The sequence below is a fragment of the Rhodococcus sp. NyZ502 genome, assembly GCF_041464245.1.
Lineage (GTDB): Bacteria > Actinomycetota > Actinomycetes > Mycobacteriales > Mycobacteriaceae > Rhodococcus_F > Rhodococcus_F qingshengii.
The window spans coordinates 4,675,746-4,701,537 of the sequence record NZ_CP167155.1; the positions used below are offsets into that span (position 1 = coordinate 4,675,746).

Here is a 25,792-nt window from a genome sequence, read left to right on the forward strand (position 1 = left end):
CACACGCCAAGGAGCCTGCTGGTGAATCGCCATTCCATTCCGATCATTCCCGAGACGCCGAACGTCGCGGCCGCCGTGTACTACCCCGATCAGAATCCCCCGTACACCCGCCCGGAACCGCTTCGCCCGCCGGCCGGGGCCCCGAACGTGCTGCTGATCATGATCGACGACGTCGGATTCGGCGCACCCTCCGCGTTCGGTGGCCCGTGCCGCACCCCCACCGCCGAGCGTTTGGCCGAAACCGGCGTGAAGTACAGCCGATTCCACACCACGGCTCTGTGCTCGCCGACGCGTGCCGCCACACTGACCGGGCGCAACCACCACAGTGTCGGTATGGGTGTCATCTCCGAAATGGCCAACGCGGCACCGGGATACAACGGGACCCGCCCCGCCTCTGCCGCCACGGTCGCACGCGTCCTACAGGGAAACGGCTATGCGACAGGTGCTTTCGGCAAGATGCACCAGACCCCGACGTGGGAGACCACCGCTGCCGGGCCGTTCGACCGTTGGCCGGTCCGTGAGGGTTTCGACAAGTTCTACGGTTTCCTCGGTGCCGAGTCCGACCAGTTCACCCCGGTTCTCTACGAGGACTTCACGATGGTCGACTTACCCAAGACACCACAGGAGGGTTACCACCTGTCCGAAGATCTCGTCGACCACGCGATCGAATGGGTCGAGGGCGTCAACACGATGGACCCCGACAAGCCGTGGTTCTGCTACCTCCCCTTCGGCGCGTGCCACGCTCCACTCCAGGTCCCGGACCGCTACCTGGACAAGTACGTCGGCGAATTCGATCACGGGTGGGATCGCCAACGCCAGATCACCCTCCAAAAGCAGAAGGAACTGGGCGTCGTCGCTCCTGACACCGAATTGGCCCCGTGGGCTCCGGGGCTCCCACACTGGGACGAACTCGACGACGACCAGAAGAAGGTCTCGGCCCGTCTGATGGAGTTGTACGCGGCATTTCTCGAGCACACCGACGACGAGGTAGGCAGGCTCGTCGACCGGTTGCAGGACATGGGTGTACTCGACAACACTCTGGTGCTCTACATGATGGGTGACAACGGCGCTTCCGCGGAAGGCGGAATGGAGGGCTCGTTCAACTACCTCGCCGGCCTCAACGGTTACAAGAGTGCGACATCCGACGTACTGGCGCGCTACGACGAATTGGGGACCGAAACCAGCTACCCGCACTATCCGGCGTCGTGGGCTCTGGCTCTCGACACCCCGTACCAGTGGGCCAAGCAGGTTGCGTCCCATTACGGCGGTACCCGGAACGGCCTGATCGCCCACTGGCCCAAGGGGATCGACAAGCCAGGCATCAGGGAGCAATGGCATCACTGCGTCGACATCACGCCGACGATCCTGGAAGCTGCCGGTATTCCGGCACCGTCCAGCGTCGACGGGGTGACCCAGAAACCGATGGAAGGCGTGGCGATGAACTACACCTTCGCCGAGCCCGACGCCGAAGAGCGCCACACCACACAGTATTTCGAGATCTTCGGCAACCGCGGAATCTACGATTACGGTTGGACCGCAGTCACGGCCCACCGCGCACCCTGGCTGATGGCCACTCACGGCCTCGAACTCACACCGATGAGCGAGGACCGTTGGGAGCTGTACGACACCTCGGTCGACTGGTCGCAGGCCCGCGATCTCGCAGACGAGCATCCCGAGATCCTGGCCCGGCTCAAGGAAAAGTTCCTCGTCGAGGCGGCCAAATATCAGGTGCTGCCGCTGGACGACAGAACGGTCGGTCGCCACGCCACCGCGGAATCACGACCCCCGCATCCGATGATGGGCCGCAAGACCCTCACGCTGTACCCACACATGAACGGTCTGGTCGAGAAAGCCGCGCCGACGTTCTTCAACCGCTCGTACACGCTGACCGCAAGTCTGGGTAGCGTCGCCGACGGCATGCTGGTCAGCCTCGGTGGCCGGTTCGGCGGATTCGCTTTGTACATACTCGATTCCGTCCCCGTCTACTGCTACAACTTCAGCGGCGGTGGTCGGACCTTCGTGCGTGGGCGCAACCCGCTGGCACCCAATGCACGCGAGGTGTCCGTCCACTTCGAGTACGACGGCGGCGGAATCGGCAAGGGTGGAACCGCAACCCTGAGCGTCGACGACGAGGTGGTCTCCGAAGGCCGGATCGAGAAGACCACTCGGGCGATCTTCAGCATGAACGAACAGCTCGACGTCGGCATCAACCGGGGAAGCCCGGTCGCGGAAGAGTTCGCGGACAAGGGCACGTTCCGCTACGGCGGCAAACTCCACAGCGTGATCGTCGACTTACGATCCACCCGAGATGTGGTGTCCGCAGAGGAACGGGAGAAAATCTCACTCGCCGTGCACTGATCGACCAGGCGACGCTCGCCGATTGTGCAGCCGCGCGCGATATCTGCCGTGCGGCTGCACAATCGCCCTGCGTCTATCCGACCGTGTACATCTGCAGGCACGGCCCCACCGGGCGAGCTTCCAGGATGTCGCGGGCCTTCTCACGCGCTGCGTTGAACTCCCAGGGCGCAGTGGTGCCCGGCACTCCGAATCGATATCTGCTCAAGGCACATGAACGCTGCGGTTCCGGTAGACGATCCAAGGCAGGTACCGCGTCGACGGAGAGCCCGCGTAAGTAGGAAACGTCGATGCTCTTGCCGCCCTCGAACCGTTCCACGTTCTTTTGCGCGATGTACGCGTCGGGGTTGAACACCGCGAAGGCCAGCAGCGCGACGGCCGAAGTGGCGAGAACAGCTGTGGGCAGCCACTTCCCGGACATCCGAATACCTGCGACGAGCAACAACACGAACACGAAGCCAAGAAGCAGCTCGGTCGCGAAGACGCTGACCCGGAGCACCGTGAAACCGTACTGATTCTCGTACAACCACATCCGGTGCACAGCGGACGCCACGATCACCAGGCTGAAAACACACAGGGCACCCAGCAGTCCGCGGGCAAGACGCCTCGATCCAGCGTCGCGGCGGTCGATGTACCGCACTGCGACGGCGATGACGAGCAGCGTCAGCACGGTAACCGCCATGAGCTGCCAGAAACCCTCACGCGCATAGTCCGCATAGGTCAGTCCATCGGTCACCTGTACGTGCTCGTCTCCCCCGAACAGCGTCTTCGTCTGTACTGCAACAAAACCGAGGAACAGCACGTTGAGTACTCCGAGCGGGACCGCCCACTCCCACATCGGCAACGGCGTCGCCTGCGCAGGTGCAAACGCGTCCACCGTCGGCGTTCTGCGGCGCAGATACACCGCAACCAGCGTGCCGAACGCCATCACGACGCCGGCAAAGATCCGTGCTCCCGGGTTCGACACCGAGATGGCAGGAGCGAAGCCGTCGAAGATCTTCGCGAACTCCGGATCCGCACTCACGAACAAAGATCCGAAAATCAGCAGGAGAAGAATCGATACTGCGCTTACGACGACAACTCGCGCCGCCGGCACCCGCGGAGCAGAGCGGGTAGCAAGTTTTCGACGACGAACGAAGTTGACCGTCCGGTGGGGTGCCCGCCAGGGAGCGACCGTTCCCAGAAGTATTCCGGTCCACGTCCGCCCGCCGATCAGAGTCCACGTGAACAGAACCCACGCAGCTACGACGCAGAGGAACACCAACCACTCCGCACCGCGAACGGCGGCAACACCCAGCAGTGCGAGCATCCCGATGGCGGCGACCCACTGCGTCACGGTCATCCGCGGCGGCGTCAGAATCCCGAAGACGATCACCACACTGGCACCCACGATCACGTACGCGATACTCGCGAACCCTGGGTCGAGGATCAGGGCCGCAAGCACCCCTACTGCGGCCGCGCCGAGGAGCATCGAGCGGGTGGCCATCGAAGTGCGATCGGGACGCCAGAACCGGCTGGAACGCTTGGGTTTTACGGCCGGCATCGGCGGTTTCGGTGGAATTACTATCGGAGCGCTCATGTGATCTCCTATGTGTCTGGTTCAATTTTTCAGGGTCGGAAGTACAGACGAATGCCGATGAAGACATGCGCCATCGCGAGATCTCTCGATCTCGTCAGGGACTTTGATTCAGTTCTGCGGCAGCACTACTCGAATGCAACAACCCGACGCGGCATCGACGACGGCAATCCTGCCGTCATGTAATTCGACCGCCCACTTCGCGATCGCGAGGCCGAGTCCGGTGCCCCCGTCGGTCGAGCCGCCGCGGATGAAGCGGTCGAACACTCGCTCACGGGCCTGTGGTTCGATGCCGGGGCCGTCGTCGTGGACGTCGAGCACCAACTCCCCCGCGCTGCCGGTACGTACTCGGATCACAACTTTGGTGTCGACGTTCCCGTGCTGAACCGCGTTGTCCACCAGGTTGGTCACCACCTGATGGAGGCGATCCGGATCGGCGACCACGGACAATTGCGGAGGCTTGACGTCTATCTCGATGTCGCCCGCACTCACACTCGACAGCTCGCGTAGGAACGGCTCGACCTCGAAACGGCGGCGTTTCAACGGCATAGCGCCACCCTCGAGTTTCGAGAGATCGAGAAGGTCGGCTACCAGCGCGCCCAGTCGTTCCGTCTGCCGCAGCGCCGATTTCATCATCGCCGGATCCGGTTCTTCGACACCGTCGACGACGTTCTCGAGCATGGCTTGCAAAGCGGTGATGGGCGTCCGTAATTCGTGGGAGACGTTGCCGATCAACTCGCGGCGGTACCGGTCGTCGGCCCCGAGGTCCTCGGCCATCCGATTGAACGCATGGGCGAGTTCGCCTACTTCGTCTCTGGAAGTCGCTCGTACTCGCCGCGAATAGTCGCCGCGCGCCATCGCCTTCGCCGCGGCCGTCATCTCGCGAAGCGGTGACGTCATCCCGTGTGCGAGCACCTGCGTAACGCCGAGAGCGACAACCAACGCCGTCAGTAGAGCAAAACGAAACGGTTGTTGCGACGTCAGCCAGAAACCACCCGCGGCGAACACCAGTGCTGCGACAACCAGGAGGCCGACCTTCACCTTGAAGGACCGCATCGGGTCCAGCGGCCGCGGCCACCGTGCAAAAAGACGGTCGACGACGCTCATCGCGGCACGTCCCAGGCGTACCCGACCCCGTGAACGGTCCGGATCACGGAAGGTCCGAGCTTGCGTCGCAGCGCCTTGACGTGGCTGTCGACGGTCCGACTGCCCGCTCCCTCACCCCAGCCCCAGATCTCCTCGAGCAGCGACTCCCGCGGGATCGCGGCTCGCGGCCGCTCCGCCAGATAGGCGATGAGATCGAATTCGGTGCGAGTCAGGTGAACTTCTTGCGCATCACGGCGCACTCGACGTTCGGTCAGGTCGATCACGACGTCACCGAACTCGAGGAGGTCGGCCACCGGGCGAGCAGCGTGCTCCGCGCGATCCGCACGCCGAAGCAGAGCCTGCACCCGGGCGACGAGCACACGCATGCTGAACGGCTTGCTCAGATAATCGTCGGCCCCGACGCCGAGACCGATCAGCATGTCCGTTTCATCGGCGCGAGCGGTCAGCATCAGCACAGGCACCGGGCGCACGGCCTGGATGCGGCGGCAGACTTCGAGTCCGTCGAATCCCGGCATCATCACGTCGAGTACCACCAGGTCGGCGGCCATCTGCTCGCAGCGGGCCACCGCGCTGGGACCGTCGAATGCCAGCTCGACGTCGTAGCCCTCGGCACGCAGCCTCGCCGCGATGGACTCGCAGATGCTGACCTCGTCGTCGACCACGAGCACTCTTCGCTGACTCATGGAACTGACTGTATTCGGCCCTCGTGGATGAACCTGGGAGGACTTGTGAAGGTTCTGTGCAGGTTCTAGAACCTGCGGATGTTGTTGATCGGCAGATCCGCCAGGGGCGTCAGTCCGGTCGGAACACCAACTCCGTAGGCGTTGAACACCATTCCGAACCCAGCGTAGATGCCGACGTGCGTCGCACCGGGGTAGAAGGTGATGACGTCGCCGGGGGCGAGGGCCCACCGGGGAACCGGCTGTCCGACGTTGGCCTGCTGTTGGCTGGTCCGTGGCAGATTCACGCCGGCCTGCCGAAACGCCCATTGCACCAGCCCGGAGCAGTCCCACGAGTTCGGCCCGACGCCGCCCCACTGGTAGGGCTTTCCGGTCTGAGTGCTCGCCGCTGCCAGCGCGATCAGCCCTGCCGGGCTCGGAATCGGAAGGGCGGCTGATCCGCTGCTGATGCTGCCCGTGCTTCCCAAGCTTCCGGAACTCCCGCTACTGCCACCGCTACCGAGGCTTCCCGGGTCGGCTGAGGCAGGGGCAGCGGAAAGCAACAGGACACTTCCGGTCAGCAAAGCCGCGACCGTTCCCGTGCGGAGTGTCGACTTCTTCATGCATCCGTCCTTCGTGGGAGTCGTTTCGGCGCGCGGCAGCGCACCTCGATAGCCGTGAACTGGCAAGACACGTGAAAACAAACACTTCGTTCGGATGTTAACGGCGTGGACGTGGTGTTCGGACAGGAATGATTAATCCGATTTGTCGGTTTTGAACAAACGGGCCTTACGTCCCGGGCTGGCAGAAGATCAGGGAATGATGGGGGATTTCCTGGATCCCGCGGCACGACAAGGTCCATAGATTCGACTCATGCGCCCATACCTGCTCGTCGCCGCGGTCATCATCGGAGCCACCACGGCACTCGTCGGTTGCTCGACGCTCCAGCGCGCAGTGGAGATTCAATCGGATCTCGACGGACTCACCAGGTCGGGTGTCGTCGGGTCGATCGCAACACTCGACGACGGCACCACGACGGCTGTCATGACCAGCGGCGTGCCCAACCGGACCAACGGCGATTCGATCGGCAAGAATGATCGCGTCCGGATCGGAAGTGTGACAAAGACATTCACAGCTTCGCTCGTTCTGCAGTTGGTCGCCGAGGGCAAGGTCGACCTCGACGCACCGATCGAGCAGTATCTCCCGGGCCTACTGCAAAGCAGTGACATGGACGGCAGTGGCATCGACGGTAGCGCGATCACCGTGCGGCAACTGCTGCAACATCGCAGCGGCCTTCCCGAGTTCGCCGGAGAACCCGGCGCCGACGAATGGATTGCAGCAAACGAGAACCGAACGCTGACGCCGTCCGCCGCGGTCGCCATCGCCCTCGGCAAACCGGCGCAATTCGTCCCCGGAACGTCGTTCGTCTACACCAACACCAACTACATCGTTCTCGGAATGCTCGTCGAATCCGTGAGTGGCCGCAGCTACGCCGATGAACTCCGGTCTCGGATACTCGATCCGCTGGACTTGGAAGACACGTACCTCCCGCCGGCCGGTGAGCTCGACATCAGGGGCGATCACCTGACGGGCTATCAGGATCTCGACGGTGGCCTGACCGACGTTTCCCGCACGGAACCGTCGATCCCCTGGTCTGCCGGAGCGATGGTCTCGACGGGCACAGACCTGAACGCCTTCTGGCGCGCGCTACTCGACGGGCAGGTGGTGCCGGCCGAGCAGCTTGCCGAGATGACCACCCCTCAGGTCGGCGCCACCGAAGCCGAGGGGCTCGGGTACGGGATGGGCGTCGGCGCCACCGAACTTTCCTGCGGCGTCACCTATACCGGCCACAGTGGCGGGATCTACGGGTACTACACACTGTCCGGCGCGACGCCGGACCGCGCGTTCACTGTGACGCTGACGTCGACGCCGAAGGACCAGCCGGACACCGTCGCGATACTCTCGCACGCACTCTGCCCCTGACGCTGTTACCAGTATTGATAACGTTTTCCATCAGTGTCCGCGACGAAAATGACCGCGTCGGCGCCGTCCAACTCCGAAGGTTTCAGCGGCAGGTGGCCGGGCAGGATCGCCTCTCCCGCGGTGACGGACGGGTCAAGTGCTGCGCGAAGTGCGGGCGCCAGAAACAGAGCACGCCGACTGGTCGCATCGGCCAACGCTCCCTGCAGAGTGCCCGGATCACTGTCGGGGTTGGCGTCGGTTGCCAAAAATACGTAACGCTCCCCGAGGACAAGTCCGACAAGTGAGCCGGCGCTCCCCCAGCTGACCACGTCGCCGTTGACGGGCATGTCGGACGGCACTCGCAAGAGATGGGCATTGTGTGCGAAGAGCAGGATCGGCCCGCGTCGCTGCTCCTGGACGACGACCGCCAACAGGTTCTCGGCCATCATCTCGGCACGCAGACTGAGCAGAGTGCCGATGCGATCAGGAGCGGAACTCGCCATCGCGGAGTGATAGCGCAAGAGCCCCAGAGCGGTGCGTGAATGTGCAAGGGCCAGGTCGTACCCGGCCGGGTCGGCGGGCCGCAGCACAGGTGCGGCGCGCCGCAGGACGCTGGCGAGGTCGTCCGCAATGATGCGCAGGGCACGAGCCTGATCGGAGTTGCCGACGGACGCAGCCGGTTCGAACATCGCCGCCGGGTTGGTCCAGTCGGTGTCCTGCCCGAGCAGAAGGTCGATGTCGTCGAACGAGTGCGGCCGCATCGCAGCGGGCAGGAAGTCACCTGCTGCAGACAGCGCGCCACGTGGGCTCGGTGCGCCGGAATACTCCACCGGAGCGTCGAAGCCGTAGAAGCGAACTCGGTCGGCCGGAGCGCGGCCGTGGTTGTACTCGCGTAGCCATTCGACGAGTTCGCGGTTACCCGGTACCGCACCGAATCCGTGGCTGAAGCCTGTGGCGAGCACCTTCTCGATGTCCGCCTCTCCCCCGTTCACGTAGTCGTCGACAAGCAAAGCCGCAAAGACATCTGTTTCGAGCACGATCGACCGATATCCTCGTTCGACCAGTTGGCCGAGAAGTTCGTTGCGCAGCAACGGTAAAGCCTTGATCCCATGAGTCGGCTCGCCGAGAGCGAGCAGAGCCGGCACCTCGGTTCGCGCTGCGAGCAGTTCGTCGACGGCACGACCAAGACTTGCCGCGTCTTCGAGTTGGCGGCCGAACTCACTCAGCGCTGGGGCAGTGGACATGATCATCCCTTTCGAAGGTGGACTGCCTTCGACAGTATCGTTGAAGATTCGAGTGAAACTTTCACCGGCAATTACCTGGGGTATACCGTGAAAAGCCTCAATCGGAGGTGATCAGTGCGGCCCATAGACCTTGCCCGTGAACACGGGTTGTCCGCACAGGCGATCCGCAACTACGACGATGCCGGCATCCTCCCTCCGACCGAGCGCAGCACTTACGGCTACCGGCGATACACCCCAGTGCACGCGCAAGCCCTGCGCACTTTCCTCGCATTGCGCGGCGGTCACGGGCACCAGCGGGCCACGGAAATCATGCGGGCGACCAACCAGGGCGACACCGAGTCCGCCTATCGCCTGATCGACAGTGCGCACATGACGCTGCTCGCCGAGCGAGGAACTCGCACCGAGGTAGCCACAGCGCTGGGGACTCTGTCCACCATGGCACCGGCACTGGTGCACGGTCCAGCGCTGACGGTGGGTGAGCTGGCGCGCCGTCTCGGCGTTCACCCGGCGACACTGCGCACATGGGAAGAGCACGGCATCCTGCGCCCCGAGCGCGAACGAGCAACGGGTTATCGCGAATACGGTCCGGAGTGTGTGCGCGACGCCGAGATCGCACGGCAGCTGCGGCGCGGTGGCTATCGGCTGTCGCAAGTCGCTCAGTTTCTCGATTCGCTGCGCGAGGCCGGCGGAGCAGACGCATTGTCAGCGTTCCTCGAATCCTGGCAAGACCGGCTGACCACACGCAGTCGCAACCTTCTCGCCGGCGCAGCTCAGCTCGATGCCTATCTCACGATGCTGGATCAGACCTCGCCTGGTTGCCGATCAGCAAACGGTTGAGGCGTCAGTTCACAAGCCGCGCAAGGCTCCTCACCATCTCACCGACGGTGTCGGTCGACGGCCACGGGAATTCCGGGAGATCGGCCCGCAACATCACCTGTCCGTGCAGCGAAGTCCAGATCGATACCGCATCGACAAAAGTGTCTGTGCTGGCCGACCTCCCAGCGGCGACGCACGCGTCGAGGTTGGTCACCAGTGTGTTGAAGGCGGCCAGTCCTCGCGTATCCGATTGTGGTGACTGACCTTTCGGCCTGGACCACCCGAACAAGACCCGATACCGAGCGGGCTCGGAAATGCCGAACTCGACGTATGCCGAGCACCCGGCATACAGACCCTCGACCGGGTCGGGGTGTGCGGAAACGGCGTCGGCCACGGCGAGATGCAACTGCTCCAGCGATTCGGAGACCACCGCTTCGACAATGGCATCGCGATCGGAAAAGTGTCCGTAGATAGATGGTGCGGATATCCCGACTTCGCGAGCGACCGATCGGAGCGTCACCGCCTGATCCGATCCGGTGCGGGCGATGAGCGTCGCCGCTGCGGCGACGATCTCTCCGCGGAGTCGGGCGCCGCTTCCTCTCGGATTTCGGGCGCGAGTACTCCGAGAACCACTCGTCCCAGTTTCATCGGCATCGTCGGAAACATCACTCACCCGACAAACTTTACACATGTAAGGCGAGGGGGTACGTTCTCATCACTAAACATTCGTAAGGTTACATTCGTAAGGACATGATGAATTCCCTCGAACCCACTGACCGGCGACGATGGGCAGCACTGGGCGCCCTCTGCACATCCCTCGTCGTAGTCACGATCGACAACACCATCCTCAACACCGCTATCCCGACCCTTGCCCGCGAACTGCGGGCGACCACCGTCGACCTGCAATGGATCACCAACGCATACACATTGGCGTTCGCCGCCTTGCTCATCACGGCAGGTGGACTCGGCGCGAGATTCGGTCACCGTCGGATACTTCTGACCGGCCTCACCTTGTTCGCCCTCGGGTCAGCCTTCGCTGCCCTCTCTCACACGTCGTTGCAGCTGATCGGATGGAGAACAGTGATGGGGGCAGCCGCCGCACTGGTCATGCCGGCGACGCTGTCACTTGTCGTCTCGATGTTCGCCCCGCACGAGAGAGGCCGGGCGATAGGAATCTGGTCTGCAACCGCCGGACTGGGAATCGCGATCGGCCCCGTGGCCGGTGGCGTACTTCTCGAACATTTCAGTTGGGGAAGCGCCTTCTGGATAAACGTCCCACTGGTCGCCGGTGTGATCGCCGCGACGGTTTTTCTTGTGCCCCCGGCAAGAGGGATCACGAAGGGTTCGTTCGACATCCCCGGACTCCTGCTGTCCGCCGGCGGACTGGCTTTGATCGTGGATGCCCTCACCCAGGCAAGCCTTCGCGGATGGTCGTCGCCCGTCACGGTGCTGGAGATCGTCAGCGCAACAGCACTTCTCGCCGGATTCGTCTGGTGGGAGCTGCGGGCCTCGGCGCCGATGACCGACGTGCGCATCTTCACCAGTCGAGTGTTCAGCATCTCCAATGCCATCTTGGCCGCAACGTTCTTCGCCCTTTTCGGAGTTCTCTTCACGTACACGCAATACCTCCAATTAGTTCGTGGTTACGGTCCATTGGTCGCCGGCGTCGGTGCAGTTCCGTTTGCGATAGTGATGGCGGCTGTCGCCTCCAGCAGCGATCGTATGGTCGGCCGATTCGGCGTGCGCAGTTCGATCGCGAGCGGTCTCGCAGTCATGTCCGCGGGACTGTTGGTCCTGTCGATCGCAGCAGATAGGTACGCACCGTTCGGAATCCTGGCTGCGATCATGGCACTGGTCGGCGCGGGGATGGGGTTGGTCATGGCTCCGGCCACAACCACGTCGATGGCTTCGGTTGCGCCCCAGCAGGCTTCGATGGCCAGTTCGATCAACAGCGTCGTGCGAGAGTTGGGTGGAGTTCTGGGCGTCGCCGTCATCGGGACGGTCGTAGCCACCGATTTCCGGTCCCGCTTCGAACCCGGAGTCGACACTTCCACAGCCGATCCGGCGCAGATCCATGCCGGCGCTCCCCCCGCGAGTGCCTTGACCGACGCAGCGAACCAGGCTTACACCTCGGCGATGAGTACCGGAATCCAAATCTGTGCCGCAGTCGCGTTCGTCGGTGCGTTGGCCGTCATTGCACTGTTTCCCGCACCACGTCGCCCGGTTTCTTGTCCTCCCGCAGACCCCGCCAACTCGGATGACGAAGGCGTCCGGTCGCCGTCCAATCCATGAACCGCACCTCACCGACGAGTTCCGGTTTCACCCACACTGCTCCCTTGCGGTCGTCGGCGGGCAGTTCCTCCCCGAACGGACTTTCCTTCTGACGCAGCGGTTCCAGTGTCGCAAGTAAAGACTCCAAGTCGCGATCACTGAAGCCTGTACCGACGCGCCCCACGTAGGTCAATCCATCCTCACCCGGAATTCCCATGAGCAGCGCCCCGATCCCCTGTGCTCGATTGCCCTGCCCAGTGCGCCACCCTCCGATCACCACCTCTTGAGTGCGCCAGTTCTTCACCTTGATCCAACTCGACCCACGCCGCCCCGGAAGGTAGACCGATGCACGACGTTTGGCGACAATCCCTTCCCATCCGGCATCGGTACTCACCTCCAACGCGTTCTCCGCCGTGCCCTCGATCTGTGGAGGTACCTCGAGCTCACCGACCTTGCCCGCCAACGCATTCAACACGGTGCGCCGGTCCGAGTAGGATTTCCGCAGCAAAGACACTCCGTCGAGGTACAGAAGATCGAAGGCCAGGAACACCGGCTCCCCACCTCGCTGGAGAAGACCGAAATCGGTGACCCCCGCGTCGTTGTACGCCACCACTTCACCGTCGAGAACCACGTCATGACCGTCCAGCACCTCGGCCAACCCGGCAAGGGCGGGATAGTCCCCGGTCTTGTCGTTACCCGCGCGACTGCGAAGTGACATTGTGCCCGAATGATATTCGAGAATCACTCGGATCCCGTCCCACTTACCTTCGAAAGCCCACTCCTGCGAGTCGAGACCTTCGAGCGTTCCAGCGGTGGCAAGCATCGGCTCGAGATTCTTGGGAAACTCCGTTCCGAAACTCGCGTTCTGATCCTTCATCAGATGCATCAACCACTGGTCACCCTTCGTCCGGATCAGCGCGAAGCGTCCCTGCACCCGTTTCCCACTGAGGCGCACGATCACCTCGTCTTCACGCCACTTCTCGGTCTCGTACGTCCCGGAATCCCAAATCGTCATCGAACCGCCGCCGTACTCCCCCTTCGGAATCGTGCCCGAGAACGTGGCGTACTCGAGCGGGTGATCCTCGGTGTGCACGGCCAACCGATTCTCTCCGGCACTGGTCGGCACGCCCTTCGGAACAGCCCAGGACACGAGCACACCATCCCGCTCCAGCCGAACGTCGTAATGCAATCGTCTGGCGTGATGTTCCTGAATCACAAAGGTATTGCCCGCTGTCTCCTTGGTCACCGCAGCAGGGATCGGCTCCGGCGTCCGGTCGGCCGACCGCTTGTTGCGATAGTGCGTCAACGTGTCGGCTACAGCCGCCGAGACCGGCGGATCCAGATCGCCCAGCAGATCACCATCGGATTCGACGCGCTCCAGAACCTCGTCGAACAACAGATGTCGTAGTTTCGGATCGTCGAGTTCGTCCCAACTGCGCGGCGCGGCAACATAGGGTTGATCGCGACCGCGCATCGAGTACGGCGCAATGGTTGTCTTGGCTGCGTTGTTCTGACTCCAGTCCACGAAAATCTTGCCTGCCCGCACATTTCGAGCCATCGTCGCGGTGACGAGATCCGGGTGAAGCTTCTCGAGTCCGGTGGCGATCTGCTTGGCGACAGTCGACGCACCGCTGCCGTCCAAGGCTCGATCCAGTGGAACGTAGAGGTGAATTCCCTTGCTACCACTGGTTACCGGATAGGCAGTCCACCCCAGAGTTGCGACCAGATCTCGAATCGACCTCGCCACCTCGGCGCACTCGGTCAACCCGACGCCTTCGCCCGGGTCGAGATCGAATACCAGTCGTGTCGCCGGACCACGCTCGGAACCGTCGAATCGCCATTGGGGAACGTGCAATTCGAGTGCGGCCTGCTGCCCCAGCCACGCCAGGGATGCAACGGAATCGAAGACCGGGTAAGTGACGACACGATCAGAATGTTGCAGCGACGCACGCGTGAGCCACTGCGGGGCAGACGACGCAAGGTTCTTCTCGAAGAAGGACTGACCGCCCACGCCATTGGGCCAACGCTTACGAGTGCCCGGTCTACCGACGACATGCGGAAGCATGACTGCGGCGATACGGGTGTAGTAGTCGATGACTTCGGCCTTCGTGGTGCCGCTCTCGGGGTAGAGGATCTTGCCCAGATTGGTCACGGACACCGTTGTGCCGTCGAGCGTGATCTGACCCCGATCCGTCGTTGCCATTTCCTCATTGTGCTGGATAGTGCTGCATCTGGCAGTAGAAATCTGGTGGATCGGAAACCTGCCGCTGCGCCAGTCCACGGGCAAGACTGGATTCTCGATGGGAGAGGAGACCACGATGACAGTTCGCAGTTCCGTGGAGCCGTTGGTGGACAACAACTGGCGGATGTTCGCCACCTGTAAGACGGTGGACCCCGCGGTGTTCTATTCGCCGGGTGAAGAACGCGGACGCAATCGGGCTGCACGGGAAAATTCCGCAAAGCAGGTGTGCTTCCGCTGCCCGGTCATTCGGGACTGCCTGACGTTTGCACTCGACACCGCTGAACCACACGGAGTATGGGGTGGGACGACACCGTCGGAGCGCCTTGCACTACGACGCTCAGCTGCGTGAACTCCGCTCACACGAGACCCCCGTCACGTCCGTACCGGACAAACAGGCAAGATGGCCTTGTGCCTATGACACGACGCGCTGTTGCCGTGACCGCGATCTTCGCTTCCTCGATCTTGTTGGGCTCGTGTTCGTCGCAGCCGGAGGCACCTGCGGCAGCGGACACCACGACCACGGTTCCCGAGGCATTCACCAAACTGCCCTCGACTACCGCCGTGGACAAGTGCGGACCCCAGAGCGGGACCACCCTCGAAGACGGTGTCTTGACCATCGCCACCGATTCGCCGGCGTACGCGCCGTGGTTCGTCGACAACACTCCGTCCAACGGCAAGGGCTTCGAGGGGGCGGTGGCCCGGGCCGTCGTCGACAAGCTCGGGTACAACGCCGGTCAGGTTCGCTTCACCACGGTCGCCTTCAACGACGCACTGAAACCAGGCCCCAAGGATTTCGACTTCGACGTCAATCAGTTCACGGTTTCCGGGGATCGCCGTGAGAACGTCGACTTCAGCTCGCCGTATTACGCAGTGGCGCAGTCGGTGATCGCCTCGCGCGGGAGCAAAGCCGCTGAGGCAAAGAATCTTGCGGATCTTGCCGGCTACCGTTTGGGCGCTCAGACCGGTTCCACCAGCCTCGCGGCGATCACGGACACGATTGTTCCGACCACTGCGCCACGCGAGTTCGCGACCACGGACGATGCGAAAGCTGCGCTGGCCGCGGGCGAGATCGACGCACTGGTCGTCGACATCCCGACCGGATTTCACATCACCGAGAACGAACTGCCCGGGTCGGTCATCGTGGGTCAGTTTCCGCGACCCAACGCGGTCACCGAATTCTTCGGGTTCGTGCTCGAGAAGAACAGTCCTCTGACGGCGTGCGTCTCTGCCGCCGTGGATGCGCTCTACGCCGACGGCACCCTCGAGAGACTCGCAACCGAATGGATCACGGACAGCGCCGACGCGCCAGTCCTCGAGTAGTTCAGCCGGCGCGCCCACTGATCGCGCCGACGAAGACCTTCGGGATGTCTGCCGGTGTCGGAGCGAAGTGGCTGTTGCCGCCGGTGAGAGCCGAAATCTGCTCGAGCACATCGGTATCGGCGTCATCGGTGACACCGATGGTGATGATCGGTACCGGCCGCGTCGGGTCCTGCTCGCGAGTCAGGGTGTCGAGAATTTCCTGCAGCGAGATACTCGACGGATCATCGTTCGCACCGTCGGTCAGTAGAATCACCGAATTGATCGAGGCCGGATCGTAGGTCTGTTGCATGGACCGATACGCGGCGAGAACGCTGTCGTACAAACCTGTTCCGCCGCCGACGATCGAAGAGAGGCTGTCGATCCGAGACAGCAGTTTGCTCCGATGATCCGTGTCGCCTTCAGTTGCATCCATACGGGCGACAGGTTCGAGTTCGCGGTAGTCCGTGCCCTCGCCGAGGTCTACGGAGAATGCCCAGAGACCCAATTGTGCGTTGGCGGGAAACATTCGGATCGCAATGTCACCGGCCTGTGCAGTCGCGGCCATTCGAGTGACCCCGTCCTGCATGTAGTCCATGGACCCCGAGACGTCGACAACTGCCAGCGCGCGGGAAGGCCTGGACAGAATCTCGTACCGCGCAAGCGCTTTGGTGACCACAGACGGATCGGACGGCACCAGCGAGCCAACCTTTCCCACTCCACCGGCGACCGGTGGGGCCTGATCCGCGCCGCGGAACCCGAGGCCGGCAAGTACGGAGCGCCCGGTGTCCGATGTCAGCGCTGCCACCAGCAGTTTGCCGGCATCGACCGCCGACGAGTCTGCACCCACACTTGCCATCGGGTAGTCCATGAAGACCGAACCGGACGACGGTACCGACGCGGTGAGTCGACTGTCCGCATGTGCGGCGAGATAAGCCTCGAAGGTCTGCTCGGTCGTCACCGCGGTCCCGCCGTCCGCGTCCACGGTTTGGATGCGTCCGGTCGAACCGGTTTCCTTCAGATTTCCGTACTGCGCTTGCGCCACCGGGACCAGGGCTGCCGAAATGGACGTGAGGTCCCCGCCCCGCGACTGGGCCTCGGCAAAGGCTGCCACGATCGGTGCGCTGGAGACGGCACTGGTGAGGGGATCGCCGATGTGCAGTGCTGGAGCGCCGAGGACATCCGTCCAAGCGGCGGGTGCCTCGCTACCCGGCGCCGAGACAGTGACAACAGGGGTGGACGCGACCGAGTTGCTGATCCGGCGAATCTCCTGCCCGCTAGCCGAAACCTTGTCCAACCATTCGCTCGAATCAGGGATCCACAGTGCGGGCGCCGAACCGTCGGCGATCGCCGCGACGGTGAGCACGGGATCTTGCGGCGTCACGCTGAGCGAGCTGCACCCGAGTTCCGTAGCGGGGATGGCAGCGGCGACAGCTTCGAGTCCCGAGGCGATCGACGGATCGGCCGCCACGGTCACGGTCTCCGGGTTCTCACAGCTGGTTGCCGTCGCCGCTGTGACAGCACTCGCACCGAGTTCTCCCTTGTCGCTGACGCTTTTGAACGTCACGGCGAATGCTGCGGTGCCACCGACTGCGACTACTGCCAAGAGTCCGATCAGAACCTGCACGGATCGAGGCATGGACGCAGGTGGTGCGCCGTACCCATGACGAGACGACATTGATCGAATCCTTTCCGGCGGGACCCGCATCAATAACCAACCGATGCCCGGTTTATCCCGCCGAAAAGAATCCTATCTCATGTTAGCGGTGAAGTAGCTCGATGTGGAAATCTCCACAACTAGGTGTAGATCTGGACAAACTGGGCCAGCGACTTCTCCACATCGCCTTTGAGCGCCCGCGCCACACTCGAACCGATCGGGCCGAACAACGGCGCGCCGCCCAACTCGACTGTCAGCGCGAGTTCCGACCCGTCGCCCTTTGCCTTGACGTCGAGTTCGAGACCGAGCTTGACCCCGCCCTTGCCGTCTCCCTTGAGCGAGATCGCCTTCGGGACGTCGTACTTCTTGATGGTCCACCGAACGCGGTTGCGCAGGCCCTTCACAGTCACGACCGAGCTGATCTCGGTGCCGACACCCAGTTGTTCGGGAAGTTCACTGCGCCATCCGTCGTGAACCACGAGCCAGTTTTCGTATCCACTGAGATCGGACGCCTTGTCCCACACTTCCTGAGGAGGAAGCGGAACGTCGATTTTCACTGTGAGCTTTGCCATGGCAGAACAATAAGCCCCGTGCGCCTTTTCCGTAACCAGAGGTACCAGAAAGACGCACGGGGCTTTGCCCCTCTTAGTGGCTGACAGCCTTTTCGACGCCGACACCGGTGAGGGAGCGAACTTCCATCTCCGCCTGCTTTGCCGGATCTTCGATCTTGTTACGTCCGATGTACGTACCGACGATGCCGAGGACGAATGCCAGCGGAATCGAGACGATGCCGGGGTTCGAGAGCGGGAACCAGGCGAAGTCGGAGTTCGGGAACATCGACGACGGCTTACCCGACACCGCCGGGGAGAACACGATCAGCGTCAAGCAGCTGATCAAACCGCCGTAGATGCTGAAGAGCGCACCGGTGGTGTTGAACTTCTTCCAGAACAACGAGTAGAGCAGGGTGGGCAGGTTCGCCGAGGCCGCCACTGCGAAGGCGAGGGCCACCAGGAAGGCGATGTTCTGCCCCATCGCCATGATGCCGAGAACGATGGAGACGAGTCCGATGACCACGACGGTGATTCGAGAAACTCGAACCTGCTGCTCCTCGGTTGCGTTGCCGCGCTTGATGACACTGGCGTAGATGTCGTGAGCGAACGACGCCGAAGCAGTGATCGCGAGACCGGCAACGACGGCGAGGATGGTCGCGAACGCCACCGCGGAGATGATGCCGAGGAAGATGGTGCCACCGAGCTCGAAGGCGAGAAGCGGAGCGGCCGCGTTCTCCTTACCAGGCGCTGCCAAGATCTTGTCCGGTCCGACCATGCTGGCCGCGCCGTAGCCGAGAACCAGTGTGAACAGGTAGAAGGCACCGATCAGCGCGATCGCCCAGGTCACCGAGCGGCGAGCTTCCTTGGCAGTGGGCACCGTGTAGAAGCGCATCAGCACGTGCGGCAGGCCCGCCGTGCCGAGCACCAAAGCGATTCCGAGAGAGATGAAGTCGAGCTTCGTCATTCCGGAAAGACCGTACTTGGCACCGGGCCCGAGGATGTCGCGTCCCTGCACACCCTTGGTGGTGGAACTGTTGACCATGTCCTGCGCATTGGCGAGCAACTGAGAGAAATTGCCGCGCACTGCCCACAGAACGAGTACGAACATGATTCCGGCTCCGGCAACCAGCAGAACTGCCTTGACCATCTGTACGTAGGTGGTGCCCTTCATGCCGCCGACCAAGACGTACACGATCATCAGCACACCCACGATCGCGACGACGATCGACTGTCCCACCTTGCCGTCGATGTTGAGCAGCAGCGCGACAAGTCCACCGGCGCCGGCCATCTGGGCAAGAAGATAGAAGAGGGAAACGGCCAGAGTGGACAGGGCCGCCGCCATGCGCACCGGACGCTGCTTGAGTCGGAAGCTCAGCACGTCGGCCATCGTGAATCTGCCCGTGTTCCTGAGCAATTCGGCGACCAGGAGCAGTGCAACCAACCAGGCGACAAGGAAGCCGATGGAGTACAGGAAGCCGTCGTAGCCGTACACGGCGATCGCACCTGCGATACCGAGGAACGATGCCGCCGAGAGGTAGTCACCGGCGATGGCGAACCCGTTCTGCGGGCCGGTGAACTGCCCACCACCGGTGTAGAAGTCGGACGCCTTCTTGGTGGTCCGGCTGGCGCGGATCACCAGCGTCATGGTCACGACGACGAAAGCGAGGAAGATCGCGATGTTGAAGGCTGGGTTTCCTACGTCCGTTCCGGACGCGGCGAGTGTGGTGATCACTGTGCGGGACCTTCCAGTTCTTCACGGATGGCGGCGGAGCGGGGATCGAGCTCACGACCTGCGAACTTCACGTACCACGCGGTGATGGCGAAGGTCGTGACGAATTGCCCGAGGCCGAGGATGATGCCGAGATTGATGTTGCCGAGGACCTTGGTGGCCATGAAGTCGTGGGCATAGGTAGCCAGGACGACGTACACCGCATACCAGAGCAGGAAGAATGCAGTGATGGGGAAAACGAACTTGCGCAGACGCGTTCGGAGTTCCTGGAATTCGGGACTCGCTTGCATGTCTATGAATGCCTGGGCATCCGGGGTGCGTCGCTCTTGCGGCGACCCCTCACTGATTTCTGCTGTGGACACTGCCGGCTCCTCGCCTCGCGTGTGAAGTGAACTACGCACAGACGTTAGTGAGATCGGAGTCACATGAAGGCGCTGTGGCGCCAGTCACACGGTGAGCAGTCGCGCGCTGCGCCGAACGGTCAGGCAGGCGCGACCAACGGCAGAGGGTTCGGGCGGTGAAAGTCAGGGTCGGCGGAGATCGTCTTCGCGATCGGAGCCCATTCCGAGACGTTCCGGGGCGTGCATCCGCGTGAAGATTCGCGCAATATCTGCCGGTATCTGCTTCGACGACACCTTGCTCACGACGATCATCGTGAGGAACGCCAGCGGCACGCTCACCGCGGCCGGGAACGCGAAAATGGCTGCCGGCCAGCCACCAAGGACGTCCTCCGACAAACCACCCAGGACGGCGACAGTAGCGGCAGTGCCCGCAACACATCCACCGACAACCATCCCCGCCCCCGCGCCGACGGCAGTCAGACCGCGCCACCAGATACCCAATACGAGCAGTGGGCAGAGCGTCGACGCGGCGACTGCGAACACCAAACCGACGGTTCTCGAGAGGTCGACCGACACCACCGCCAGCGACAGCACGAGAGGAACGACCCCGGCCAGTAGCGCTGCAATACGGAAGTCTCGAACTCGACCACGGAGAACATCGGTACTGACGACGCCGGCGATGCTGACGAGCAATCCGGACGACGTCGACAGGAAAGCGGCGATGGCACCGGACGCCACGAGGGCTGCCAGCAGTTGTCCGCCCCACCCCGAGAACACCGAGCCCGGCAACAGCAGCACCGCCGCGTCAGAGGTGCCGGTGATCAGAAGTTGCGGGACGTACAGGCGAGCGAAGACGCCGAGGAGTGTCGGAAACAGGTAGAACACGCTGACCAGACCGACAACGGCGAGCGACGTCAGACGGGCTGCCCGGCCGTCGGGGTTGGTGTAGAACCGGACGAGAACATGAGGAAGGCCGAGCGTTCCGAGGAAGGTCGCGAGCATCAGCGAGTACACCTGGTACATCGGGTGCGGCCCACCGAAACCCCAACCCGGGGTGATCCAGTCAGAGTTCTGCGCGGGCGCTCCGGCGACGACAGGGACGGCGGCTCCCGCGTCGAGGACCATGGACATGCCTTCACCGAGAGTGTGCTCCCCCGGCCCCAGGGTCATCGTGCCTTCGACCGCTCGCCCGTCGACTGTGCCGCCGCTGACCGTCACCGGCTCGGACACCTGGACGACGACGTCGGTGGTGATGTCGACGGTCGTCGCAGTGGTGACCGTCGGCGGCATCGACGCGCCGACGTCGTGGTGATCGCCGAAGAAGTAGAAGGTCAGTGCCACAGCGGGAATCGCGACGGCAGTCAGTTTCAGCCAGTACTGGAAGGCCTGAACGAAGGTGATCGAGCGCATCCCGCCGCCGACGACGTTGGCGATGACGATGACCCCGACCGCTACGCCGCCGATCCAACTGGGAACCCCGAGCAAGATATTGAGCGTCAGTCCCGCGCCTTGGAACTGTGGAATCAAATACAGGATGCACACCATCGCGACCACGAGCATCGCGAGCTTGCGCAATCGCGGTGAGCCGAGACGGAACTCGGCGAAATCGGGGACGGTATACGCACCGGAACGCCGAAGCGGCGCTGCGACGAACAGCAGCAGGGCGAGGTATCCGGCGGTGAAGCCGATGGGATACCAGAGTGCGTCGGCGCCGTACTTGGCGACCAGCCCCGCAACACCGAGAAACGAAGCAGCAGAGAGGTACTCGCCGGAGATGGCCGTCGCATTCCACCGCGCACTGACGGTTCTGGACGCGACGAGAAAGTCCGAGGTGGTACGAGCGAGCCGAACGCCGTAGATTCCGATAGCCACCGTCGCGACAGCTGCTGCCACGATGCCGAGCACCGTCAACACCGGGATAGGTTGTCCTCCCACAGTGCCGCGCTCAGTCGTCCACGATGTCGTTGAAGTCCTGCTCGTTTCGCTCCGCACGACGCACGAACACCCAACCGGTCGTCAACAGCAAGGGATACACGGCGCCGCCCATCACGAGCCACGGCAACCGGATGCCAAGGACCGCGACCTCCGACAGCGTCGGGAAGAGATGCGTCAGCAGCGGTACCGCACACAGGAGCCCGGCTGCGACGACGGCAAGGCGAATCGCCAGTCCCAACTGCGCGCGAACGAGACCGCGGATCATGGCGTCACCGACTTCGGTCTGTTCCTGCACCTCCACCCGTGTTCGCACGATCCGTGCGCCACTACGTTGCGCCAACACAACGCGCTCACGCTGCGGAGGATCGGACTGCGACGTCACCGCGACAACCAACTCTGCTTGGGCGCACGAACCAGTCGATCCTTGAGTTCACGGGTGTGTCTGCGACTGACCGGAAGCTCGACGGGAGGCTTGTCGCCGTGCGGGCGCAGACAGACCACCAATCCACTGCCTACTGTTCGGATGCCGGTGACCAGCGCCAGAGATACCAGGTAGGAGCGGTGCACACGCAAGAAGCCCGCGTCGGCCCAGCGTGATTCGAGCGTCGAGATCGGGATGCGCACCAGGTGCGACTTTCCAGCGGTGTGCAAACGCGCGTAGTCCCCGTCGGCTTCCACCCACTCCACCGAGGAACGCTGAACGAGCGTCGTGACACCGCCCAGTTCCACCGGGATCACCTCGTCCGTGGGCGCAGCTTCGGGTTTGCTCTCACTCTTGGTGCGCCCGGCGAGCCCCACGATCCGCTGAACGGCCTGAGCGAGACGCTCCTCCCGGAGCGGTTTGAGTAGGTAGTCGACGGCGCCGAGATCGAATGCGTCAACCGCTCGATCGTCGTGCGCTGTCACGAACACCACGGGCGGTGGCGTCGCGAAATTGGAGAGGATGCCGGCCAGTTCGAGACCGTCGAGTCCGGGCATGTTGATGTCGAGAAACACCGCGTCGATGCTTCCACCGCGCAGTATCCGCAACGCTGTCGTCGCATCCGATGCCGTGTGAACGTGCGCCACCGAGTCCTCGGCGCGCAGCAAGAAGGCCAGCTCGTCGAGGGCTGGTTTCTCGTCGTCGACGGCAAGGACGGTCAGCTGGGCATCAGTGTCAGTCTCGTTCACAACAGGTCCATGTTCCCACGACGGTTTCAGCCTGATCATCGAAGGCGAGAATCAGACGTGAATACCCTGCTTGAACTTGGGAACACGCATGCTGACCTTCGTACCGGCACCCGGCGCTGTCTCCACCACGAGTCCGTAGTCGTTGCCGAACGCGGCACGAAGTCTGTCGTCGACGTTGGCCAAACCGACGTGAGCAGCTTCTCGTGCGCTGGGTCGCCCCGATCCCGACTCGATGGCGTCGAGCGAACCGGAGCGCAGTAGTTCGGGGTCCATCCCCACACCGTCGTCCTCGACGCTGATGATGCAGTCCGGTCCCTCGTCCGCAGCCACGATGCTCACGGTCCCGCCCTCCGGCTTACTCGAAATGCCGTGACGAACCGCGTTCTCGACCAGCGGCTGGAGGGCAAGGAAAGGAAGAACCACGTTGAGCACTTCGGGTGCTATCTGAAGGCGGACGTTCAGAGCCTCCCCGAATCGCGCGCGTTCGAGGGTCAGGTAACGATCGATGTTGCGCAACTCGTCGGCAAGCAGGGTGAACTCACCCGCAGATCGGAACGAGTACCGCGTGAAGTCCGCGAACTCGAGGATCAGTTCTCTGGCCCGCGCCGGATCGGTTCGAACAAACGATGCGACCGTGTTGAGCGCGTTGTAGATGAAATGAGGACTGATCTGTGCGCGCAGGGCACGCACTTCGGCTCGATCCAACAGGGCTCTGGACGCGTCGAGGTCGGCGAGTTCGATCTGACTGCAGGCATATCGTGCCACCTCGGTGACCGCTCCGAGCATTCCCGGCCACGGGTCCTCGCTGGTGACGATTCCCAGTACGCCGACCACGCCGATGTCCTCGATCAGCAGGGGCTGAGCGATCAGCGCTCGCACATGGTGATCGCTCGGTCCGCGCACCAGGTCCGAGTGCGTGACGAGTACCCGGCGTTCGCCTTCGATCGCACGAATGGCGGCGTCGTGGAATTGTTCGGACAACGCTTCGTGACGGCCGTCCCACGCCAACAGGTTTCCCGACGCGTCTGCCAGGCCCAGACCGGAGCCGCCGGTCAGCTCACGTAGGTGAGGCGCCGCCTCGGCGGCCGAATTCTCGTCGAGTCCACGCCGAAGTGGCCGCGCGGCAAGCGAAGCCGTATGGAGAGCGGCATGGACGGCACGTTCGGTGGGGGTGGTCACCTCACGTCTGGTGCGCATCCACACAGCCGTCAGCGCCCCGGCCACTGCGAGAATCAGCACGCTGAGAAGCGCGACCACGGCCGGACTCACCGCGAGTCCTCGTCCAGTTTCCGTATCAGTGTTTTCGGAGCCACCGTGCGGTACGCATCTTCGACGACGTCGGCTACGTCGTTCCAGAATTTCTCGTCCTCGGTCTCGTCGGCACTCGGAACGTCGAGGTACACGCCGATCCATCCCCGGCCACCCACGTACGGAGGGACGAAGAACCTCGACGGGTCACGACTGACCCAATCTGCCTGCGCCCCAGGTGGGGCCGCGGCCCAGATCGCGACGCGATCGTCGTGGTGGTGATCTGCCATGGTGACGAACTGCGGCGCCTTGCGCACGAACCACGACGCTTCACCGTGGCTGACCCGCTCGGTCGCCTCCGGCAATGCCAGTGCAAGAGCGCGGATTCGCTCCAACGGCGTCATCGATTCACGACCCGCAGGTATTCGGTGCCGGAACACCTGCAAATCGATCCTTCACCCACGCGACAGCTCCCGGCACAGCGGCGCCGTCCGCATGACCTTCACCCGGTCGCGCCTGGAATTCGATGACGTCACCGTCGGCGCAGGCGCGTTCGACTGCCGCCTCGGTCCATTCCGGACGGATCAGGTTGTCGTTGGTACCGACGACTACGTACATCGGACCGCTCGCGCGTTGACGGGGAAGAGCAACATCGCTGAGCCACGCGTGAATTCGGTCCGCATCCTCGGCGGTGGCCGGCCGCGTGTCGGCGGGCGTCACCTTTCCGACCAGACCCAACTTCTCCGTCGCCCGAGCGGTCAGGCACGAGGTGAGCAGGTCGTAGTTCTGCTCGAATGCGCCGCGCACGTAGTCGGTTCGTTCGAGGTCCGGATGGGTGAGGGACAGCCCTTCGAGTACATAGGGCAGCAGCAGTTGCTGAGGCAGTGACAGATTCACCTCGGAATCACTCGAGATGATCGGCGAGATGTCCGCTGCCGGGGACAGGTTTGCTGCACCGACGAATTCGAGTCCGTCGCCGTAGGTGTCGGCTTCCTCGGCTGCTGCCCAGGATGCCTGCCCGCCTTGGGACAGCCCCAGAGTTGCCCAACGAGTCGAGGTGTCCGGAACGACGTTGCGCGCCGCTCGAACCGCGTCGATGACGTTGAACGCCGCGGTGTCCGGTTGCAGGTAAGGATGCGGGTCCGGAGTGCCGAGGCCCTCGAAGTCGGAGACAGCGACCACGTATCCCGAGTCGAGGAACGGCGCGACCAGGCCGATCGTGCCGAACAGGGTCGGCGAGGCCGACGGCGCGCAGTCGTCCGAAATACCCGTCGTGCCATGGCCGATGGAGACGATCGGCCAACCGCCCTCCGGCGGAGTTCCAGGCGGCGTGAACACCGTTCCCGACACCTGAGTCTCTCGGCCGTCGATACCGGAGGTGGAGCCGTACAGGATTTTCACCGCGCTTGCTCCGGACGCCGCCACTTCGGCTGTGCTGGTGAAGGGTTCACTGTCGAACACGACGCCACGTTGCGCACTGCTCTCGACCGACGGGGTTGTCGTGGTCGAGGTGTCGGTGACGGAGACATCCGGCGAGGCATCCGATCCGCAGCCGACGCTCACGAGAAGTGCGCTCGCCACCACGACTCCCCAGACTGCGCGAACCCTCGAACTCCGAACAGTCATACGCAGT

23 protein-coding genes are annotated in these 25,792 nt (G+C 63.3%); 6 read left to right on the top strand and 17 right to left on the bottom strand.

Annotation, left to right across the window (positions count from 1 at the left end; genetic code table 11):
- Nucleotides 1–21: 21 nt before the first annotated feature.
- Nucleotides 22–2,358 (top strand): arylsulfatase, encoded by a 2,337-nt coding sequence (locus ACBG85_RS21415; RefSeq protein ID WP_372024743.1) that lies wholly within the window; start codon nt 22–24, stop codon nt 2,356–2,358.
- A 73-nt stretch (nt 2,359–2,431) separates the two neighbouring features.
- Here the strand turns inward: ACBG85_RS21415 and ACBG85_RS21420 are convergent, their stop codons facing one another.
- The 4 genes from ACBG85_RS21420 to ACBG85_RS21435 form a co-directional block, all read right to left on the bottom strand.
- Complete coding sequence (locus tag ACBG85_RS21420; RefSeq protein WP_308190174.1) at nt 2,432–3,934, bottom strand: DUF4173 domain-containing protein; 1,503 nt, start codon at nt 3,932–3,934, stop codon at nt 2,432–2,434.
- Between the two features lie 108 nt (nt 3,935–4,042).
- Nucleotides 4,043–5,038 (bottom strand): HAMP domain-containing sensor histidine kinase, encoded by a 996-nt coding sequence (locus ACBG85_RS21425; protein WP_003940274.1) that lies wholly within the window; start codon nt 5,036–5,038, stop codon nt 4,043–4,045.
- Nucleotides 5,035–5,721, bottom strand: a complete 687-nt coding sequence (locus ACBG85_RS21430; protein ID WP_054827298.1) for a response regulator transcription factor — start codon at nt 5,719–5,721, stop codon at nt 5,035–5,037. The genes ACBG85_RS21425 and ACBG85_RS21430 overlap by 4 nt, the downstream gene beginning before the upstream one ends.
- Nucleotides 5,722–5,786: 65 nt before the next feature.
- The gene (locus ACBG85_RS21435; protein WP_020970417.1) at nt 5,787–6,320 is read right to left on the bottom strand and encodes an NlpC/P60 family protein; all 534 of its coding nucleotides are present in this window, start codon (nt 6,318–6,320) and stop codon (nt 5,787–5,789) included.
- Nucleotides 6,321–6,570: 250 nt separating this feature from the next.
- Here ACBG85_RS21435 and ACBG85_RS21440 point away from each other — a divergent pair, with 250 nt between their 5' ends.
- The gene (locus ACBG85_RS21440) at nt 6,571–7,680 is read left to right on the top strand and encodes a serine hydrolase domain-containing protein (RefSeq protein ID WP_372024747.1); all 1,110 of its coding nucleotides are present in this window, start codon (nt 6,571–6,573) and stop codon (nt 7,678–7,680) included.
- A 5-nt stretch (nt 7,681–7,685) separates the two neighbouring features.
- Here the strand turns inward: ACBG85_RS21440 and ACBG85_RS21445 are convergent, their stop codons facing one another.
- Entirely contained in the window at nt 7,686–8,909 is a 1,224-nt protein-coding gene (locus tag ACBG85_RS21445) for an erythromycin esterase family protein (RefSeq protein ID WP_372024750.1), read from the bottom strand.
- Nucleotides 8,910–9,017: 108 nt separating this feature from the next.
- Here ACBG85_RS21445 and ACBG85_RS21450 point away from each other — a divergent pair, with 108 nt between their 5' ends.
- On the top strand, nt 9,018–9,740 hold the full coding sequence (locus ACBG85_RS21450; RefSeq protein ID WP_042921385.1) for a TioE family transcriptional regulator: 723 nt from the start codon (nt 9,018–9,020) through the stop codon (nt 9,738–9,740).
- Nucleotides 9,741–9,744: 4 nt separating this feature from the next.
- On the opposite strand, the gene ACBG85_RS21455 is transcribed toward ACBG85_RS21450, so the two are convergent.
- On the bottom strand, nt 9,745–10,392 hold the full coding sequence (locus tag ACBG85_RS21455) for a TetR/AcrR family transcriptional regulator (RefSeq protein ID WP_372024753.1): 648 nt from the start codon (nt 10,390–10,392) through the stop codon (nt 9,745–9,747).
- 77 nt (nt 10,393–10,469) lie between these two features.
- Here ACBG85_RS21455 and ACBG85_RS21460 point away from each other — a divergent pair, with 77 nt between their 5' ends.
- Nucleotides 10,470–12,011: an MFS transporter gene (locus ACBG85_RS21460; RefSeq protein WP_372024756.1), complete on the top strand. Its 1,542-nt coding sequence runs from the start codon at nt 10,470–10,472 to the stop codon at nt 12,009–12,011.
- Here the strand turns inward: ACBG85_RS21460 and ACBG85_RS21465 are convergent.
- Nucleotides 11,911–14,193 carry an ATP-dependent DNA ligase gene (locus tag ACBG85_RS21465; protein WP_372024759.1) on the bottom strand — a complete coding sequence of 761 codons (2,283 nt, stop codon included), beginning with the start codon at nt 14,191–14,193 and terminating at the stop codon, nt 11,911–11,913. The two genes, ACBG85_RS21460 and ACBG85_RS21465, sit on opposite strands and share 101 nt — an antisense overlap.
- Before the next feature lie 115 nt (nt 14,194–14,308).
- Between ACBG85_RS21465 and ACBG85_RS21470 the strand changes: the two genes are divergently transcribed.
- Together ACBG85_RS21470 and ACBG85_RS21475 are read left to right on the top strand one after the other, a co-directional pair.
- Nucleotides 14,309–14,581, top strand: a complete 273-nt coding sequence (locus ACBG85_RS21470; protein ID WP_037128762.1) for a WhiB family transcriptional regulator — start codon at nt 14,309–14,311, stop codon at nt 14,579–14,581.
- 65 nt (nt 14,582–14,646) lie between these two features.
- On the top strand, nt 14,647–15,552 hold the full coding sequence (locus tag ACBG85_RS21475; protein WP_047272597.1) for a transporter substrate-binding domain-containing protein: 906 nt from the start codon (nt 14,647–14,649) through the stop codon (nt 15,550–15,552).
- Between the two features lies 1 nt (nt 15,553).
- On the opposite strand, the gene ACBG85_RS21480 is transcribed toward ACBG85_RS21475, so the two are convergent.
- The 10 genes from ACBG85_RS21480 to ACBG85_RS21525 all read right to left on the bottom strand — a co-directional run bounded on the left by ACBG85_RS21480 (nt 15,554) and on the right by ACBG85_RS21525 (nt 25,785).
- Nucleotides 15,554–17,206 carry a substrate-binding domain-containing protein gene (locus tag ACBG85_RS21480; protein WP_333823498.1) on the bottom strand — a complete coding sequence of 551 codons (1,653 nt, stop codon included), beginning with the start codon at nt 17,204–17,206 and terminating at the stop codon, nt 15,554–15,556.
- A 119-nt stretch (nt 17,207–17,325) separates the two neighbouring features.
- Nucleotides 17,326–17,757 (bottom strand): SRPBCC family protein, encoded by a 432-nt coding sequence (locus ACBG85_RS21485; RefSeq protein ID WP_003939735.1) that lies wholly within the window; start codon nt 17,755–17,757, stop codon nt 17,326–17,328.
- Nucleotides 17,758–17,830: 73 nt separating this feature from the next.
- Nucleotides 17,831–19,468, bottom strand: coding sequence for a cation acetate symporter (locus tag ACBG85_RS21490; protein WP_007727752.1), 1,638 nt, complete (start codon nt 19,466–19,468; stop codon nt 17,831–17,833).
- Entirely contained in the window at nt 19,465–19,827 is a 363-nt protein-coding gene (locus tag ACBG85_RS21495; RefSeq protein WP_003939976.1) for a DUF485 domain-containing protein, read from the bottom strand. The genes ACBG85_RS21490 and ACBG85_RS21495 overlap by 4 nt, the downstream gene beginning before the upstream one ends.
- Before the next feature lie 162 nt (nt 19,828–19,989).
- Nucleotides 19,990–21,741, bottom strand: a complete 1,752-nt coding sequence (locus tag ACBG85_RS21500) for a cation acetate symporter (protein WP_037128497.1) — start codon at nt 21,739–21,741, stop codon at nt 19,990–19,992.
- A 10-nt stretch (nt 21,742–21,751) separates the two neighbouring features.
- A complete protein-coding gene (locus ACBG85_RS21505) occupies nt 21,752–22,123 on the bottom strand; it encodes a membrane protein (protein WP_003939880.1) in 372 nt (123 codons plus the stop codon).
- Complete coding sequence (locus tag ACBG85_RS21510; protein ID WP_003939723.1) at nt 22,120–22,911, bottom strand: LytTR family DNA-binding domain-containing protein; 792 nt, start codon at nt 22,909–22,911, stop codon at nt 22,120–22,122. Before ACBG85_RS21510 ends, ACBG85_RS21505 begins: the two co-directional genes overlap by 4 nt.
- A gap of 51 nt (nt 22,912–22,962) precedes the next feature.
- Complete coding sequence (locus tag ACBG85_RS21515; protein ID WP_030534943.1) at nt 22,963–24,180, bottom strand: sensor histidine kinase; 1,218 nt, start codon at nt 24,178–24,180, stop codon at nt 22,963–22,965.
- Nucleotides 24,177–24,563, bottom strand: a complete 387-nt coding sequence (locus tag ACBG85_RS21520; protein WP_042921394.1) for an MmcQ/YjbR family DNA-binding protein — start codon at nt 24,561–24,563, stop codon at nt 24,177–24,179. Before ACBG85_RS21520 ends, ACBG85_RS21515 begins: the two co-directional genes overlap by 4 nt.
- A 4-nt stretch (nt 24,564–24,567) precedes the next feature.
- Nucleotides 24,568–25,785 (bottom strand): lipase family protein, encoded by a 1,218-nt coding sequence (locus tag ACBG85_RS21525; protein ID WP_050654687.1) that lies wholly within the window; start codon nt 25,783–25,785, stop codon nt 24,568–24,570.
- Between the last annotated feature and the right edge of the window lie 7 nt (nt 25,786–25,792).